Annotated in this window: 14 protein-coding genes; 5 read left to right on the top strand and 9 right to left on the bottom strand. The window is 65.5% G+C overall.

Annotated features, from left to right (window positions below):
• Positions 1-86 precede the first annotated feature (86 nt).
• From BMY30_RS05795 to BMY30_RS05785, 3 genes are all read left to right on the top strand, one after another.
• Positions 87-2552, top strand: coding sequence for a DUF1266 domain-containing protein (locus BMY30_RS05795; RefSeq protein WP_089711503.1), 2466 nt, complete (start codon positions 87-89; stop codon positions 2550-2552).
• Positions 2553-2771: 219 nt separating this feature from the next.
• Complete coding sequence (locus tag BMY30_RS05790) at positions 2772-3389, top strand: C40 family peptidase (protein WP_244516130.1); 618 nt, start codon at positions 2772-2774, stop codon at positions 3387-3389.
• Between the two features lie 119 nt (positions 3390-3508).
• Positions 3509-4768 carry an MFS transporter gene (locus BMY30_RS05785; RefSeq protein WP_089711501.1) on the top strand — a complete coding sequence of 420 codons (1260 nt, stop codon included), beginning with the start codon at positions 3509-3511 and terminating at the stop codon, positions 4766-4768.
• Here BMY30_RS05785 and msrA read toward each other — a convergent pair.
• Positions 4690-5322, bottom strand: a complete 633-nt coding sequence (msrA, locus tag BMY30_RS05780; RefSeq protein WP_089711500.1) for a peptide-methionine (S)-S-oxide reductase MsrA — start codon at positions 5320-5322, stop codon at positions 4690-4692. The two genes, BMY30_RS05785 and msrA, sit on opposite strands and share 79 nt — an antisense overlap.
• Before the next feature lie 182 nt (positions 5323-5504).
• Here msrA and BMY30_RS05775 point away from each other — a divergent pair, with 182 nt between their 5' ends.
• Positions 5505-7697, top strand: a complete 2193-nt coding sequence (locus BMY30_RS05775) for an FAD-dependent oxidoreductase (RefSeq protein WP_089711498.1) — start codon at positions 5505-5507, stop codon at positions 7695-7697.
• Positions 7698-7795: 98 nt separating this feature from the next.
• On the opposite strand, the gene BMY30_RS05770 is transcribed toward BMY30_RS05775, so the two are convergent.
• Positions 7796-8278 (bottom strand): FKBP-type peptidyl-prolyl cis-trans isomerase, encoded by a 483-nt coding sequence (locus tag BMY30_RS05770; RefSeq protein ID WP_089711496.1) that lies wholly within the window; start codon positions 8276-8278, stop codon positions 7796-7798.
• Between the two features lie 235 nt (positions 8279-8513).
• Between BMY30_RS05770 and BMY30_RS05765 the strand changes: the two genes are divergently transcribed.
• A complete protein-coding gene (locus BMY30_RS05765) occupies positions 8514-8795 on the top strand; it encodes a hypothetical protein (protein ID WP_089711494.1) in 282 nt (93 codons plus the stop codon).
• A gap of 157 nt (positions 8796-8952) precedes the next feature.
• Here BMY30_RS05765 and BMY30_RS05760 read toward each other — a convergent pair whose 3' ends face one another.
• The 7 genes from BMY30_RS05760 to mnmA form a co-directional block, all read right to left on the bottom strand.
• Positions 8953-9420, bottom strand: a complete 468-nt coding sequence (locus BMY30_RS05760) for an outer membrane lipoprotein (protein WP_089711492.1) — start codon at positions 9418-9420, stop codon at positions 8953-8955.
• Positions 9421-9635: 215 nt separating this feature from the next.
• The gene (locus tag BMY30_RS05755) at positions 9636-11234 is read right to left on the bottom strand and encodes an isocitrate lyase (protein ID WP_089711490.1); all 1599 of its coding nucleotides are present in this window, start codon (positions 11232-11234) and stop codon (positions 9636-9638) included.
• 385 nt (positions 11235-11619) lie between these two features.
• Positions 11620-12051, bottom strand: coding sequence for a GNAT family N-acetyltransferase (locus BMY30_RS05750; RefSeq protein WP_089711488.1), 432 nt, complete (start codon positions 12049-12051; stop codon positions 11620-11622).
• A gap of 4 nt (positions 12052-12055) precedes the next feature.
• The gene (locus BMY30_RS05745; protein ID WP_089711486.1) at positions 12056-13234 is read right to left on the bottom strand and encodes a cupin domain-containing protein; all 1179 of its coding nucleotides are present in this window, start codon (positions 13232-13234) and stop codon (positions 12056-12058) included.
• Positions 13231-14595 (bottom strand): adenylosuccinate lyase, encoded by a 1365-nt coding sequence (gene purB / locus BMY30_RS05740; protein WP_089711587.1) that lies wholly within the window; start codon positions 14593-14595, stop codon positions 13231-13233. The genes BMY30_RS05745 and purB overlap by 4 nt, the downstream gene beginning before the upstream one ends.
• 47 nt (positions 14596-14642) lie before the next feature.
• Entirely contained in the window at positions 14643-15284 is a 642-nt protein-coding gene (hflD, locus tag BMY30_RS05735; RefSeq protein ID WP_089711485.1) for a high frequency lysogenization protein HflD, read from the bottom strand.
• Positions 15281-16393 (bottom strand): tRNA 2-thiouridine(34) synthase MnmA, encoded by a 1113-nt coding sequence (gene mnmA / locus BMY30_RS05730; RefSeq protein WP_089711482.1) that lies wholly within the window; start codon positions 16391-16393, stop codon positions 15281-15283. The genes hflD and mnmA overlap by 4 nt, the downstream gene beginning before the upstream one ends.
• Positions 16394-16499: the final 106 nt, after the last annotated feature.

Here is a 16499-nt window from a genome sequence, read left to right as displayed (position 1 = left end):
CAATGCTTTCCGCTACACTATGGCGCCGACTTGCTGCGCTGCGCCGCACGGCATGTTCCAGTTTCGTTTTTATCGCGAGGTGAGCCTTGGTCGATCCCTTGAACGCCTGGTGGGCCCAGCAACTGGTGCTGTGTGATTGGGCTTTCACGCCCGATCCCCTGACGGTGCCGGCGGAGGCGGCCGTCGAACGACTGGCCGCCCTCGGGGTGACCGACCGAGGCGAGCTGGGCTGGTGCCTGCTGGAGGCCCTGGGAACCGGCGGCTCCAGCGTCGATCCGGCCAGGCTGCTGGCTGGCCTGGAGATCCTCGCCCTGGGCGGCGCGGCGAGCTGGATTGGTGAAACGCGTGCCCGCGCCTGGGCCCAACGGCTGGCCGAGGAGGTCAGTGCCCATCATTCGACCCTCGATGCCTGGCTGGAGGCGTTGCGGCATGCCCGCAGCGCCGAGGGGTGGGTGCGTGGCGACGACGGCTTCTTTGATGCCTGCGAGGCCCTCTCGGCCCTGGAGCACGACGGGGATGGCGTGACCTGGGACATGCTGCGGGAGTGGCTCGCCACCCATGCCACACCGCTCGAGCTCTGGCCGACCGCGCCCGAGGATCAGGTCTGGCGGCTGCGCGCCGCCTTCTCGCCGGTCGTCGAGCTGCCCGCCGGCCCGCAGGACTGGCAGGGGCTGGAGGCCTGGCTGGAAGAGGACTGGCAGATCCGCAACCGCGAGGATCTGGTGCGCAGCCTCCTGTGGCTGGCCTCCCAGGGCGACCGTCAGGCCTGGGACCTGGATGCCGGTCGGCTGGTAGAAGCGGACGGCGCGACGCGCCGTCAGTGGTGGGAGGCGCTGGAAGGGGGCGAGCGTGACTATGGCCGGGTGCTGCAGGGCTTCCTCGATCAGGGCGAACCCTTGGAGTGGGCCGCCTGGGACTGGCTACGGTTGATCGACATGGCCTGGGCGGGTGCCTGCCTGGGCTGGCTCGAGACACAAGAGGCCCGAGACTTTGCTGCCCACGGGGCCGATCTGGTGCTGCGTCGCTACAGTGACTGGGCGGCACTGGCACGGGCCTTCCAGCGCGGGCGCAGCCTCTTCGAGGGCCGCAATCTGCTGCCTTCCCTCGAGGCGGACTGGCTGTTGCTGTTGCACTCGCCGGTGAGCCCCTGGCGCCCGGCCCTGCAGGGGCTGATCCTGGAGGAACTCCTCGAGGCTTCGCGCGTCGCCCTGCGGGCCTGGCGTGGTGATCCTCGCCACTGGATCCTGGCGCTGGCCGCGGTACGCGAGCCCGAGTTCGGCGCCCGCCAGGGCCCGCTTCCCGACCTGCCGGCCGCGCGTCGCGAGGAGGCGCGCGGCTACCTTGTCGAGACCCTCGATCTGCATGCCGACGAAGGCGTCGAGGCGCTCTCCCGCTATTGGCTGCCGGCCCAGGCCCATCATCTCAATCAGCTGGCGGCGGATGCTGCCCATGGTGCCCTGCCGCCGGCCGAGACGCCCTTCGGTCACCCGATCGCGGACGAGTTGGCGAGCCGCGATGCCCTCAGGCAAGCAAGCCGCCATGCTGCCACCATTCATATGGCCGAGAAGTTCGCCTTCCATCTGCAGATGGCCATGGACAGCGGGGACTTCGATGCTGGTCGCCTGGCGAGGCTGGCCGAGGCGCTGCAGGGCTCGCTGTGCCGCTTCTATCCCGATGCGCGTCGCCTGCTGCAGGCCTGGGCCCACTGGGAAAGTCTGCTGCCCGAGCCCGAACAGCCGCCGATGGTCGCCGAGATTCGCTGGCACCTGGAGGACCCCGGCAGCCTCTTCCATTGGCTCGACTGGCGGGGCGGGGCCTGGCTCGAGCCCGGACCGCGGCCGACGCTCGCCCACTTCACCGCCATGGCCCTGGTCGGGCCGCTCAATAGTCCGGCCTGGAGCCTGCCGCAGCCGGAGAGCGAGCGCGAATGCGCGGCCATCCATGACTGGGTCGATGGGCATTATGCCCTCCATGGGGAGTCGGAGCTTGGCGAGTTCCTCGAGTACCTGATCGAGGTCGGCGATCGCCAGGAGTACCAGATCAACTATGCGCCCTACACGCTCAACCACGGGCGGCTGGCCTCGGAGATCGCCACCCTGGAGAGTGGCGAGTGCAGCGAGGAGGAGGGGGCTCACCTGCTGCGCCTGCAGCGTGTCAGGGACAACGAGGACGGCTGCAACGAGGTCGATCTGGCCGCCTGGGACATCGCCCAGGCCGTTGACCTGGCCATTGCCGGCCGCCAGCTGGGATGGCTCGGCGAGGTGGCGTTCCTGAAGCTGCTCGAGCGTGCCCATGGGCTAGCTGGTAAGCACTATGCGGGCTGGGAGGAGTTTGCACGCGGCCTGTACGCCGGCTTCTCGTTCTTCATGGGCGAGACCCCGGAGCGCGAGAGCTTCCTGGCCGGTTTCCGCCAGGCGCTGGTGGCCTGGCTCTCGGGCGCACCACCACTGGCGGGGGCCTGGGCCAGCATTGACTTTCCCGGGGCACGGCCGCGGCACTGGGCGCCGCTGCACATCGATACTCTGCCCGGCGACAGTCGTACCCTCCACTGAGCGCTCGCCTTGATAATAAACTCTGGTTTATAGTCACCGCTGTTGATGACATGGCTCCTCCTGTCGGGAGCCTTCACCAGGCAGCGAGCCGTTGACAGGCCGCTCTGGCAGTGATCCCGGGCCTTTCCGGCAGCACTCCCACAGCGACAATACCCGGGGACCGAAAGACGCAGGGCGTCGACGGGACGGGTGCGGCTCAGGGAATGAGGTCGTCGCCGGATGCTGGTCAAACGCGTGTGTCGTATCACCGTCATGGGGGCAACCCTGACGCTGCTGGCAGGTTGTGCCACGTCGAGTGGCATCGAGGAAGAGGTCACCGATGACTATTTTGCCCGGGACCTGCCGGGGATTTCCGCCGACCCTCTGATGTCTCCCGTGGATAACCCCATCCTGGAGGCCCGCAGTCTTCACAACCCGCCGCCGACACTGATCCGCCGGGCCTTGTTGGCCCAGCATGAGCGCTGGGTCGGTACACCCTACCGGCTGGGTGGCAGCAGCTTCCGCGGGGTGGACTGTTCGGCCCTGGTGCAGAACGTCTTCAGCGATACTTTCCGCTTCGAGCTGCCGCGCACCACCGAGGAACAGGTGCACGCTGGCCAAGAGGTCGATCCGGATGCTCTGCGTCCCGGTGACTTAGTGTTCTTCCGTCCTCCCGGGGTCTACCGCCATGTGGGCATCTATGTCGGCGAGGGCCGCTTCCTGCATGCCTCCACCTCCCGGGGCGTGATGATCTCCAAGCTCGACAACCGTTACTGGCAACGCCACTTCTGGCAGGCGAGGCGGACCCTGGAGCCGACCCAACTGGCCCAGCGGCTGGGCGACTCCGGCGAGGGCTAGAATCTCCAAGGCGCCTAACGATAGGCCATCACGAGGTCTTGCAAGTTCTACTCAGCCGAGACGCTCGGCTGTCGGGCGAAGTGAGAGCCCCACGGTGTTTCGGTGAGCCGGAGAACACCATGATCGCTCCACATACACATTCCTGGTGGCGCGCGACCCTGGCCCTGTGCCTGGGCTCCTTTCTGGTCTTCATCAATCTCTATGCCCCACAGCCGCTGCTGCCGGCGCTGCGCGAGACCTATGAAGTCTCGACCCTGGGGATCAGCCTGGTGATGTCGGTGGCGACTCTCGCGCTGGCCGGCTCGCTGCTGGTATTCGGCCCGCTTTCGGATGCCATCGGTCGCGACGCCATCATGCGCCTGACCCTGCTGGCGGCTGGCCTGCTCTCGTTGGGGCTGGCATTCGCGCCGAACTTTGAGACGCTGCTGGTGATGCGCGCCCTGCAGGGTTTCATGCTGGGCGGGTTGCCGGCGGTGGCGATCGCCTGGATGGGGGACGAGTTCGAACGACCGGCCCTGCTCTCGGCGGTGGGGCTGTATATCGGTGCCAATTCCCTGGGTGGCATCAGTGGCCGGGTGGTGGGTGGCACCGTAGCCGAAATCGGCGGGGCGCCGGGCAGCTTCCTGGCGGTCGGGACCATGACGCTGGTCGGGCTAGTGCTGTTCTGGAAGCTGTTACCCGCCGCCCGCGCCTTCACGCCTCGGCGCTTCGAGCTGGGCGTTGCCCTGGCAGACCTCGGAGGCCATCTGCGCAATCCGCTACTGCTCGGCGCCTACCTGCTCGGCGGGCTCAATTTCCTGATCTTCATCAACCAGTACAGCTACATCACCTTCCGGCTCGCCGAGGCTCCCTTCGGGTTGGGTACCCGGGTGCTCGGGCTGATCTTCCTGACCTACCTGGGTGGCACCCTGGGTTCGTCGCTTTCGGGCCGGCTGGCCGGGCGCTGGTCACAGCCAGTGTGCATGATGCTGGGGATCCTGATCCTGATTGGCGGTACGGCGGTGACCCTGGCCGAGTCGCTGGGGTGGATCATCGTCGGGTTGACCCTCAACGCCTTCGGCTTCTTCCTGGCTCACTCCATGGCCTCGAGCTGGGTGGGGCGTCGGGCCCGTTCGGCGCGGGGCAGTGCCTCGGCTCTCTACCTGGTGTTCTACTACACCGGCGCCAGCCTGGGTGGCTTCTGGCTGGAGCCGTTCTGGCAGACCGCTGGCTGGAACGGTGTAGCGCTGGCCTCCTGGCTGATGCTGGCAGTGACCCTGGGTCTCGCTGCCTGGCTGTTGCGGCGCGAACGCCGCGAGCATCAGGAAGCCGAGGTGGCGCTGGCCTCTTCACCCCAGACTTCCTCGAGCCGCTCGACGCGGCCGCAAGCCGACTTGTAGAAGCGATAGCGTACCGGATTCTCGATGTAGTAATCCTGGTGATACGCCTCGGCCGGATAGAAGGCCTCGAAGTCGTTGATCTCGGTGGCGATGGGCTGGTCGAAGCGCTCGGCAACACTTTCCTTGCTGGCCTCGGCCAACTCGCGCTGTTCCGCATCCATGGGGAATAGGGCGCTGCGGTACGAACTGCCCTTGTCACAGAACTGGCGGTCCACCGCGAAGGGGTCGATGTTGCGCCAGAAGACATGCAAGAGGGTCTCGTAATCCACCTGGTCGGGGTCATAGTCGACCTTGACCACTTCGGCATGGCCAGTATCGCCACCCGTGACCTGCTCGTAGGTCGGGTCCTCGGTGTTACCGCCGCTGTAGCCGGAGGTGGTGGCCTTTACTCCCTCGACCTGGTCGTAGGCTTCCTCGATGCACCAGAAGCAGCCGCCGGCGAAAACGGCACTGGCGGTCTCGTCATCGGCCTGGGTGGTGCCGGCGATGGCAAACGCGGTCGGCAGGGCAAGTAGTACGACATGGCGCAAGGTGGGGCGGGTCAACAGGTTCATGGGGTGTCTCCGTCGGTCAAGGGTGGTAGGTTGGAGGCTCTTTCCGGCCTTGGGTTCCGTACAACCCCTGTTCAATAATATTGCTACTGTAAGGGACTTCGCCTCGTCACGACAGAGCCGCGTTTTTCCTCATAGCAAGACGTTCACCATTTACCCCTTCCCTTCACCACCGGAGCCCTCCCTTGACCCGACGACGCCTGATACTCGCGGCCGTGATCGCCCTGCTGGTCGCGGCCTATTTTCTCAGTGGGGCCGACCAGGTCCTGACCCTGTCCAACCTGCAGGCCGAACAGGACCGCTTCCAGGCCTGGCTGGCCGCCGACCCGCTGACGGTCGCCGGCGGCTTCTTCCTTGCCTACGTGGCCATCACCGCCGTCTCGCTACCTGGTGCCACGCTGCTGACCCTGCTCGGGGGGGCGCTGTTCGGTTTCGGCTGGGGGCTACTGCTGATCTCCTTCGCCAGCGCGCTTGGAGCCACGCTGGCCGCGCTGATCGCCCGTACTCTGGCACGCGCCCCCTTGGAGCGGCGTTTCGCCAAGCAACTCGCCCGTATCAATGCGGGCATCGATCGAGAGGGGGCCTTCTATCTCTTTACCCTGCGACTGATCCCGCTCTTTCCCTTTTTCGTCATCAACCTGGTGATGGGGCTGACCCGCATGCGGCTGTGGACCTTCTACTGGGTCAGTCAGGTCGGCATGCTGCCTGGCACGGCGGTGTACGTGAATGCGGGGCGGGAACTTGGTGATCTGGAATCGCTCTCCGGGGTCCTCTCCCCGGGGCTGATCGGCTCCTTCGTGCTGATCGGCCTCTTTCCCTGGCTGGCCCGTGCCCTGGTAGCCCTGGGCAAGCGGCGGCAACTGGCCCGCCGTTTCGACCGCCCGCGCCACTTCGATCAGGATATCGTGGTGATCGGTGGGGGATCGGCCGGGCTGGTTGCGAGCTATATCGCCTCGGCCGTGAAGGCTCGAGTCGCGCTGGTGGAGCGCGACCGCCTGGGGGGTGACTGCCTCAACACCGGCTGCGTTCCCTCCAAGGCACTGATCCGCGCCGCGCGTGTCGCCAGCGAGATCCGCGAAGCCCCGCGCTACGGGGTCAGCGCCGGAGAGCCCGAGGTGGACTTCGCTGCGGTGATGGGACACGTCCAGCGTGCCATCCGCGAGGTGGAACCCCACGACAGCCGCGAGCGCTATGAGAGCCTGGGTGTCGATGTGATCGCCGGGGATGCTGTCCTCGAGGACCCCTGGCGAGTGCGCATCCATGAGGCAGCGGGCGAGCGGGTGCTGACCACGCGCCATGTGATCATCGCCAGCGGGGCGCGACCACGGGTGCCGCCGCTGCCGGGCCTTGACGATATCGAGGTGCTCACCTCCGATAACCTCTGGCAACTCGAGACCCTCCCAGACCGCCTGGTGGTGCTGGGCGGTGGCCCTGTCGGCTGCGAGCTGGGGCAGAGCTTCGCCCGGCTGGGCAGCCGGGTGGCGCTGGTTGAGATGGGCGGCCAGCTGCTGCCCCGGGAAGACCTGGACGTGGCCAGCGAGGTCGAAGGCCGGTTGTGCGAGGAGGGCCTGGCGGTCCACCTCGGCACCCGGGCGCTGCGGGTGGTGGCCGAGGAGGGCGGTGGCCATGCGCTGGAGGTCGAGCGGCACGACGCCCAGGGCGAGGCGCTGATCGAGCAGCTGCCCTTCTCGCACCTGCTGGTGGCGGTAGGGCGCCAGGCCAGTGTCGAGGGATTGGGTCTGGAGGGCCTCGGCGTCGAGACGCGCCCCGATGGCACCCTGGCCGTGGATGAGTCCCTGCAGAGCGTGCTGCCCAATGTCTGGGCCTGCGGCGATGTGGCGGGCCCCTACCAGCTGACCCATGCCAGTGCCCACCAGGCCTGGCATGCCACGGTGAATGCGCTGTTCGGCGAGCTCAAGCGGTTTCGGGTGAGTTATCGTGCCCTGCCAGCGGTCACCTTTACCGACCCAGAGGTCGCTCGGGTCGGGCTTAACGAGCGGGAGGCCCTCGAGGCGGGCACCAAGGTCGAGGTCACACGCTACGCGTTGAGCGAGCTGGATCGCGCCATCGCCGAGGGCAGTACTCGCGGCTTCGTGAAGGTGCTGACCGTGCCCGGCCGAGACCGGATTCTGGGGGCCACCATCGTCGGCCAGGGAGCCGGGGAGATGCTCGCCGAGTTCACCCTGGCGATGACCCGCGGCATCGGGCTTAACAAGCTGCTGGGCACCATCCATCCCTATCCGACCCACAGCGAGGCGGTCAAGGCCACGGCCGGGGTCTGGAAGAATGCTCACAAGCCGGAGCGCCTGCTGGGCTGGTTGGCACGCTACTTTGCCTGGCGGCGGGGTGGTGATGAGACCGATGAGACAAGTAAATGACTCGATCGCATGAACCCTGCCCCTGAACGACGAAGGGGCAGCCCTTGGCTGCCCCTTGGCGATTCCAGACTCGCCGCTTCGGCGGTCGGCACCTTCGTTCAGTGCTCGTGGCCGCCCTCGCCGTGCACGTGGCCGTGCTCGACTTCTTCATCGCTGGCCTCGCGGACTTCGGCGATCTCCACGTCGAAGTTCAGCGGCTGGCCGGCGAGCGGATGATTGCCGTCGACGGTGACGGTGTCGCCCTCGATCTTGGTCACGGTGACCATCAGCGGGCCGCCTTCGGTCTGGGCCTGGAACTGCATGCCCGGCTCGACGTTGTCGACGCCCTGGAAGGCGTCACGCGGCACTTCCTGCACGAGCTGCGGCTGAACTTCGCCATAGCCTTCTTCGGGGGAAACCTTGGCCTGGAGCTTGTCGCCGGTGGCGTGGCCTTCCAGTTCTTTCTCGAGGCCCGGAATGATGTTGCCGGCGCCGTGGAGGTAGGTCAGCGGCTCACGGCCTTCCGAGCTGTCCAGCACCTCACCTTCGTCGTTGGTCAGGGTGTAATGGAACGCGACAACGGAATTCTGCGCAATCTGCATTGATGAACCTTTCGGTGAGTGCATGTAGCACGACATGGTAACGCGGCAGTCAAGCAGCTGTCAGGGGCATGGAAGAAATTCAGGATGTGATGGCCGAGCCTGAGTCACATTCACGCCTCACGGGGGCCTGTGGTCGGGGACCTTCGTACGGTTGCGTGGCCTGACGGGCAGGGATACCCTTGCGGGACATCGAATATCCGCTTCCCTTCTACCGACCCCCTCCATGGAGTGTGCCATGACCTTGACCCTTATCTGGCTGATCGCCTTCGCCTTGCTGTTGTTTCTCTTCCTCAAGCGCTGGGAGGCCTCCGTCAGCGGCATTCTCGACGCGCTGCTGCCTGCCGTGCTGCATAGCGAGGATGATCGCTGGATATGGTGTCCGGCCCTCGCGGTGCTCGGCGCCACCTTCATCGTGCGCCCCGTGGACATGCTCTTCACTGTGATCGTGCTTGCCCTGGTGGCTCTGATCGGCACCAAGCTGGCCGGCTGGGTCAAGAACAAGGTCGATATGCACTGAGTAATGAAGGTGGCCCGGTCTCAGCCGGATGTCCCGACCTGAACGAGCAAGAGCTGAACAAGAAAGGCCCGCGGATCGCTCCGCGGGCCTTTCTTGTTGATTGCCAGTGTGGATGGTTGGCCGCTCCTCTTTCAGACCGGGGCGGCCGTCCGCGCCCTCAGTAAGGGGCCACGCTGACGTTTCTGCCGCTACCGATCAGGCGAACGCGCTGACCAACCTGGAAGTTCTGGTCCGCTTTCTGCACGACGACTACGTTCTGGCCATTGTCCTGACGGATCTCCATTTCCCAGGCGGTGATGCGGTTTGTCGCCTCCTCGACCTTGGTGCCGGCCACGGCGCCGCCGATGGCGCCGGCCACGGTAGCTAGCTGGCGTCCGCTGCCGCCGCCCACCTGATTGCCGAGCAGGCCGCCGATCACGGCACCACCGCCGGAGCCGAGCAGGCCACCGGCACGGCTGTCGGCCTGGATCTGCACCTGGCGCAGGGCGGTGATGGTGCCGAAGGTCACGTTCTGGGCCGTCTTGGCCTGATTACCGCTGTAGACGTTGCCCGAATAGGGGGCGGTATTGGCGCAGCCGGCCAGGGTCAGGATGCTGATGGCCAGAATAGGAAGAAGGCGTTTCATGCAGAATCTCCTTGATGTCCGTGACGAACACTCGGTCCGAAGGGGTGATAACAGGTTAGTGGACAGTGTTCCTGCCGAGTCTATCCATCGCGAACCGGATTGGCCAGCACGCTGGAATTCCTGCCAATGAGTGTAGCGCCATAGGACGAGTCACAATATGAAAAAAGGGAGGCCAATCGGCCTCCCTATGGGTCCTGTCGTTACCGCCAGTGGCCTCAGCCGAACTGGTTCATGGTGTTGTCCTTGCCGCCGGCCTTGAGTGCCGCCTCGCCGTGGAAGAACTCCTTGTGGTCATCACCGATGTTGGAGCCGGCCATGTCCTGGTGCTTGACGGTAGCGATGCCTTCGCGGATCTCCTTGCGCTGCACCCCGGCCACATAGGCCAGCATGCCTTCGTCGCCGAAGTAACCCTTGGCCAGGTTGTCGGTGGACAGGGCCGCGGTATGGTAGGTCGGCAGGGTGATCAGGTGGTGGAAGATCCCGGCCTCGCGGGCGCCGTCGCGCTGGAAGTTGCGAGTCCACTCGTCGGCCAGCTGGCCTAGCTCGGTGTCATCGTACTTTGCGTTCATGAGATCGGCGCGATCGTAGCCGGAGACATCCTTGCCTTCCTTCTCCCAGGCGTCGAACACCTGCTGGCGGAAGTTCAGGGTCCAGTTGAAGGAGGGCGAGTTGTTGTAGACCAGCTTGGCATCCGGGCAGACTTCGCGAATGCGGTTGACCATGCCAGCGATCTGGCCGACGTGGGGCTTCTCGGTCTCGATCCACAACAGATCGGCACCGTTCTGCAGGCTGGTGATGCAATCCAGCACCACGCGATCCTCGCCGGTGCCCGGCTTGAATTCGTAGAGGCCAGACGCCAGGCGCTTGGGCTTGACCAGCTTGCCATTCTGCTTGATTACGACATCGCCGTTGTTGATGTCTTCGGCCTTCTCGATCTCGTCGCCGTCCAGATAGCTGTTGTACTGGTCGCCGAGGTCGCCGGGCTCGTTGGTCACGGCGATCTTCTGGGTCAGGCCGGCGCCCAGGGAGTCGGTGCGGGCGACGATGACGCCATCCTCCACGCCCAGTTCCAGGAAGGCATAGCGCACGGCGTTGATCTTGGCGATGAAGTCTTCGTGGGGCACCGTGACCTTGCCGGCCTGGTGGCCGCACTGCTTCTCGTCGGAGACCTGGTTCTCGATCTGGATGCAGCAGGCCCCGGCCTCGATCATCTTCTTGGCCAGCAGGTAGGTGGCCTCGGCGTTGCCGAAGCCGGCATCGATATCGGCAATGATCGGCACGATGTGTGTTTCGAAGCCGTCGATCTTGGCCATGATCCCCTCGGCCTTCACCTGGTCCCCGGCTTTCCTGGCTTCTTCCAGGTCACGGAAGAGGTGGTTGAGCTCCCATGCATCGGCCTGACGCAGGAAGGTGTAGAGCTCCTCGATCAGGCTCGGCACGCTGGTCTTCTCGTGCATGGACTGATCGGGCAGAGGGCCGAACTCGGAGCGCAGGGCGGCAACCATCCAGCCTGAGAGGTAGAGATAGGAGCGCTTGGTGGTGCCGAAATGCTTCTTGATGGAGATCATCTTCTGCTGGCCGATGAAGCCGTGCCAGCAGCCCAGTGACTGGGTGTACTGAGATCCGTCGGCGTCATAGGCCGCCATGTCATCGCGCATGATCTTGGCGGTGTAACGGGCGATATCCAGGCCGGTCTGGAAGCGGTTCTGCACACGCATGCGGGCGGCATGCTCGGGGTTGATGTTGTCCCACTTGCCCTGCTGGGCTTCGCGCAGTTGAGCCAGAGCCTTGAGTTCGTCTTTGAATGTCGTCATGGGGCCATCCTTCGGGTCAGAAGTGGAATCGCGTTAATGCGATGTCGGAAAAACGCTGTCGCGGCCGCTGGGATCGCCTGCTGCATTATTCGGGAATGCGTTATGCTGCATCTGCGAAGTGATGTCAGGGTCGACCAGTTGCCGGGGCTTGTCTTTACGACTTTGGTCGAATGTCGAGGGAGGTCATGCCAGCTGCCGTTCCAGAGCCCTCGGTCCGTTGGCAAACAACTGTTTCACTCTCACCATGGATGCCACTATGGCCCCAGGTGACGGGCTTTAGCAATTGACCCTTGGGGGAAGAGGACGTTGTAACTCGACTACACAAAGGGGCGGGACGGGGCATTTCCTGTAGTCGGGCTTCCGCAGAAACGACGTGGAACCCGACTCAGCCGTCCAGGGCGAGATGCATATTGCGGTGCGGAATTCCGGCGTCTAGGAACTCGTCGCCATAGGCCAGGAATCCCAGAAGCTCGTAGAAGGCCAGGGCGTGGGTCTGGGCGGCGAGCTCTACTCTGGCATGGCCGTCGCGACGGGCGGCTTCGATGGCGGCTCGCATCAGGGCCACGCCGATCCCTAGGCCACGGGCCTCGGCAAGCACGGCTACCCGGCCGATATGGGCATCGGGAAGCAGCCGAGCGGTGCCCACTGCCCGGCCATCGCTGAGGGCGAGAAAATGGCGACACTCGGGGTCGCGGCCGTCCCACTCTTCCTCTTGCGAGACCTGCTGCTCCTCGATAAAGACGATCCGGCGGATCTCGCCGGCGGCGTCGCCGAATGCCGTCCAGTCGCCTTCGCGTATTTCGATGGTGACGTCCATGGCTTCACTCCTCCGCGAAGTCCTCGGGCCAATCGAGACTGCCGATATCGAGCAGGCGGGCGAGCAGTATGTCGGCGCCGGGCAGCGCGAGCAGGCTCTCGTCCAGCGGGGCATCAGTGGCCAAGGCGAGGGCCAGCGGACGGGCACAGTTCAGCCCATCTCCATCGACGAAGAGGGTCGCACGGTCGTCATCGAGGGCCCGCCAGGCGAAGCGCGAACCGGGGCTTCGTACCAGCGCCTCGCCCTCCTGTAGTGCTGCAACAAGTTCGCCGGGATCGGTGGGATGCTCGGCGGGGACGAGCTGGTCGGCGTACTTGGGCTGTGTCATTACGCGGCCGAACCACTGGGCCAGCTGGGCCGGGTCGTCCAGGGTGTCCAGTATCAGGTGGCGCATGCGCGCCACAGCAGCATCGTCGAGTTCGGCCGGGTCCTCGGGCGGCGCCATGCCGGCATCAGCGTAGCGCCTCGATGCCGGCAGCTGCTCACCGAGGTAGTCGGCAAAGGAGGTGATGGCCTCGTCCGCGGACGGAGCACGGAAGCCGACCGAGAGCGTCAGGCAGTCGTCGGATTGGCTGATGCCATGGTGGGCCCAGGCGGGCGGCAGGTAGAGCATGTCGCCCGGCTCCAGCACCCAGTCATCTTCCGGCGATACCCCGAAGTGTTCGAGGATGCGAAGGTCGATGCCGTCGAGGATGGGGGCGTCGTCGCCGACCTTGCCACCCAGCTGCCAGCGGCGCTGACCTCTGCCCTGCAGCAAGAAGACGTCGTACTGGTCGACATGCGGGCCGACGCTGCCGCCCGGCGGGGCATAGCTGATCATGATGTCGTCGAGTCGCCAGCGGGGCAGGAAGGTGAAGGCCTCGAGCAGCTCGGCCACCTCCGGCACGTAGTGGTCCACGGCCTGCACCAGCAGGGTCCAGTCGCGCTCGGGCAGTTCGGCGAATACGGCCTCGTCGAAGGGGCCGTGGCTGACCTGCCAGGGGCCGTCGGTACCGTGCTCCTCCACCAGCCGTGCCTCGACCCCTTCTTCGCAGGCGAGCCCTGCCAGCTCGTCGGGATCCAGCGGGCACTGGAAGTCGGGAAAGGCGCCGCGGATCAACAGCGGCTTCTGTTGCCAGACGTCGCGCAGGAACTCGGCGGCGGTCAGCCCACCAAGCATGGGCAGCGGAGTATCGGGACTCATAGGTTTCTCGCCTGGGCTTCGGCGTTGCCGATATAGGTTGCCGGGCTTAGCGCCTTCAGTTCGGTCTTGACTGAATCAGGCAATTCCAGCGTGTCGATGAAGGCGGCGAAGCCAGTCTGGTCGATGCGCTTGCCGCGGGTCAGCTCCTTGAGCTTCTCGTAGGGCTTCTCGATGCCGTAGCGGCGCATCACGGTCTGGATCGGCTCGGCGAGCACTTCCCAGCTGGCGTCGAGGTCCTCGGCGATGCGCGCCGGGTTGGCCTCGAGCTTGCCGATACCCTTGAGCGACGCCTCGTAGGCGATCAGGCCGTAGGCCAGGCCGACACCGAGGTTGCGCAGCACCGTGGAGTCGGTGAGGTCGCGCTGCCAGCGGGAGATCGGCAGTTTCTGGGCCAGATGGCCGAGGATGGCGCTGGAAAGCCCCAGATTGCCCTCGGAATTCTCGAAGTCGATGGGATTGACCTTGTGGGGCATGGTTGAGGAGCCGATCTCGCCCTCCACCGTCTTCTGCTTGAAGTAGCCAAGCGAGATGTAACCCCAGATGTCCCGATCGAAGTCGATGAGAATGGTGTTGAAGCGGCAAATCGCGTCGAACAGCTCGGCGATGTAGTCGTGGGGCTCGATCTGGGTGGTATAGGGGTTGAAGGTCAGCCCCAGCCCCTCGACGAAGCTGCGGGCGTTGGCTTCCCAGTCCACCTCCGGGTAGGTGGCGAGATGCGCATTGTAGTTGCCCACCGCGCCGTTGATCTTGCCAAGGATTTCGACGCCCTCGATCTGCGCGAGCTGGCGGCGCAGGCGATAGGCGACGTTGGCCATCTCTTTGCCCAGGGTGGTGGGGGTCGCCGTTTGACCATGGGTTCGCGAGAGCATCGGCTGGGCGGCGTGCGCATGGGCCAGCCTGGCGACCTCGTCCGCCACCCTGTGCATCACCGGCAGCAGGCTCTTCAGGCCGTCGGTCAGCATCACCCCGTGGGAGAGATTGTTGATGTCTTCGCTGGTGCAGGCGAAATGCACGAATTCGCTGACGGCATGTAGCTCCGGCTGAGCGGCGATCTTTTCCTTGATGAAGTACTCCACTGCCTTGACGTCATGATTGGTGGTGCGCTCGATGGTCTTGATGCGTTCGGCATCCTCTAGGGAAAAGTCACGCAGCAGAGCCTCGAGGAAGGCGGTGGCCTCGGCGGAGAGGCGCGGTACCTCGGTGATCTGCGGATGCTCGGCGAGACGCTGGAGCCAACGTACCTCGACGATGACTCGGGCGCGGATCAGACCGAACTCGCTGAAGTGCTCGCGCAGGGACTCGGCCTTGCTGGCGTAACGGCCATCGACCGGGGAGAGAGCGGTCAGGACGGAGAGGGGCAGGGAAGCGGCTTGCATTGTCGGGTTCCGGTCAAGGGAGGTGGAGGGGCTCAGCCTAACTGGTCCAGGCTCTTCTTCAGGGCGCCGCGCTGGAAGACCAGTTTCCAGCGTCGGCCACCCTGCTGGTGCCAGAGCAGGGCGAAACGGATGCCGGCGAGCAGGATGGCGCGGACCCGCTCGGGCATCATGCGACTCTGCAGCAGTGACGGGTCGCCCTGGACGACGATGCGGGTCTTGAGGGTCGAGAGGGTTTCCTGATAGGCCTCGCCGAGGCTGGCGATGACGTTCTCGTGGGTCTCGCCGAAGTGTTCGGCCTGGCCCTGGATACGGGTCAGGCGTGTGCCGAGCTCATCCATCATGGCATCGTTGCCGCGCAGCTTGCTCATCAGCATCAGCAGCGAGAAGCCGTAGCGCAGCACCACGGGGTTGGCCTGCTTTCGGCCGACAACGCCCTCGAGCACCTCCAGGCCGCGGCGCAGGTTGTTGGGATGGCCGCCGTAAATCGCCTCGAAGCTCTCGGGGTTGGTATCCAGGGTGGCGCGGATCAGGGTCTCCCAGGCGCGCGACTCGACCTGGCCGGTGCGGGCGAGCTCATCGACCAGGCTGGCGGCCTGGAAGACCCCGGCGAGAGCCAGGGCCTGGCGGGCCGTTGGGGTGTCCGGGGCGCGGTGGATCGGGGTTGAGGCGGTCATATGGCAGGCTCCATGGCATTCCAGGTCTCGCGAATCACGCCGCCGCCGAGACAGATCTCGCCATCGTAGAGGACCAGCGACTGGCCGGGGGTGACGGCGCGCTGAGCCTCATCGAAGCGCACCTCCACCCCGCCGTCGGCGATGACATGCATTCGGCAGGGCACGTCGGCCTGGCGGTAGCGGGTCTTGGCGGTGTAGCGGCCTGCGGCGGCCGGTGGCGTGCCGGCCACCCAATCCATGGCCTCGGTGGCCAGACTATCGGTATAGAGCAGGGGGTGGTGCTTGCCCTGCACGGCGATGAGCACGTTGCGCTCGAGGTTCTTGGCGGCGACGTACCAGGGGGCATCCGGATGGTCGGCGAGCCCGCCGATGCCCAGGCCCTGACGCTGGCCGAGGGTGTAGTACATCAGCCCCATGTGCTCGCCGATCACTTCGCCCTCGGGAGTCTCGATCACGCCGGGCTGGGCGGGCAGGTACTGTTTGAGGAAGTCACGGAAGCGGCGCTCGCCGATGAAGCAGATGCCCGTCGAGTCCTTCTTGCGCGCGGTGACCAGGTCATGGCGCTCGGCGATTGTGCGCACCTCGGGTTTCTCGAGCTCGCCTACCGGGAAGAGGGTACTGGCAATGGCCGCTTCGGGGACGGCGTGCAGGAAGTAGCTCTGGTCCTTGTTGGGATCGAGCCCCTTGAGCAGTCGCGGCCGGCCGTCACGGATGCCTTGACGAACATAGTGGCCGGTGCCGATCTTCTCGGCACCCAGCATCTCGGCGTACTCCAGGAACACCTTGAACTTGATCTCGCGGTTGCAGAGGATATCCGGGTTCGGCGTGCGCCCCGCCTGGTACTCGGCGAGAAAGTGTTCGAAGACGTTGTCCCAGTACTCGGCGGCGAAGTTGGCGGTGTGCAGCTTGATGCCGAGTTTCTCGCACACGGCCTGGGCGTCGGCCAGGTCGGCCTTGGCGGTGCAGTACTCGGTGCCGTCGTCCTCGTCCCAGTTCTTCATGAACAGGCCTTCGACGTCGTAGCCCTGTTCCAGCAGCAGCAGGGCGGACACGGAGGAGTCGACGCCGCCGGACATGCCGACGATCACCTTGCCTGGGGTGGCGGTCATGGGCGCTCTCGAATCGGGTGTGGCTCAAATGGGCGGGGATTATACACGATGTCAGCGCCGAGCGCCGAGCGCCGAGCGCCGAGCCGCCAAGTTCCAAGAAGCAAGG

This window comes from Halomonas daqiaonensis (genome assembly GCF_900109725.1).
GTDB lineage: Bacteria > Pseudomonadota > Gammaproteobacteria > Pseudomonadales > Halomonadaceae > Halomonas > Halomonas daqiaonensis.
This window is presented reverse-complemented; position numbering and strand designations above follow the sequence as displayed.

Bases quoted from the DNA above. Each gene is read 5' to 3' on its own strand.
- BMY30_RS05790 (WP_244516130.1), top strand. From the start codon at position 2,772: ATGCTGGTCAAACGCGTGTGTCGTATCACCGTCATGGGGGCAACCCTG.
- BMY30_RS05785 (WP_089711501.1), top strand. From the start codon at position 3,509: ATGATCGCTCCACATACACATTCCTGGTGGCGCGCGACCCTGGCCCTG.
- msrA (WP_089711500.1), bottom strand. From the start codon at position 5,322: ATGAACCTGTTGACCCGCCCCACCTTGCGCCATGTCGTACTACTTGCC.
- BMY30_RS05770 (WP_089711496.1), bottom strand. From the start codon at position 8,278: ATGCAGATTGCGCAGAATTCCGTTGTCGCGTTCCATTACACCCTGACC.
- BMY30_RS05765 (WP_089711494.1), top strand. From the start codon at position 8,514: ATGACCTTGACCCTTATCTGGCTGATCGCCTTCGCCTTGCTGTTGTTT.
- BMY30_RS05760 (WP_089711492.1), bottom strand. From the start codon at position 9,420: ATGAAACGCCTTCTTCCTATTCTGGCCATCAGCATCCTGACCCTGGCC.
- BMY30_RS05755 (WP_089711490.1), bottom strand. From the start codon at position 11,234: ATGACGACATTCAAAGACGAACTCAAGGCTCTGGCTCAACTGCGCGAA.
- BMY30_RS05750 (WP_089711488.1), bottom strand. From the start codon at position 12,051: ATGGACGTCACCATCGAAATACGCGAAGGCGACTGGACGGCATTCGGC.
- BMY30_RS05745 (WP_089711486.1), bottom strand. From the start codon at position 13,234: ATGAGTCCCGATACTCCGCTGCCCATGCTTGGTGGGCTGACCGCCGCC.
- hflD (WP_089711485.1), bottom strand. From the start codon at position 15,284: ATGACCGCCTCAACCCCGATCCACCGCGCCCCGGACACCCCAACGGCC.
- mnmA (WP_089711482.1), bottom strand. From the start codon at position 16,393: ATGACCGCCACCCCAGGCAAGGTGATCGTCGGCATGTCCGGCGGCGTC.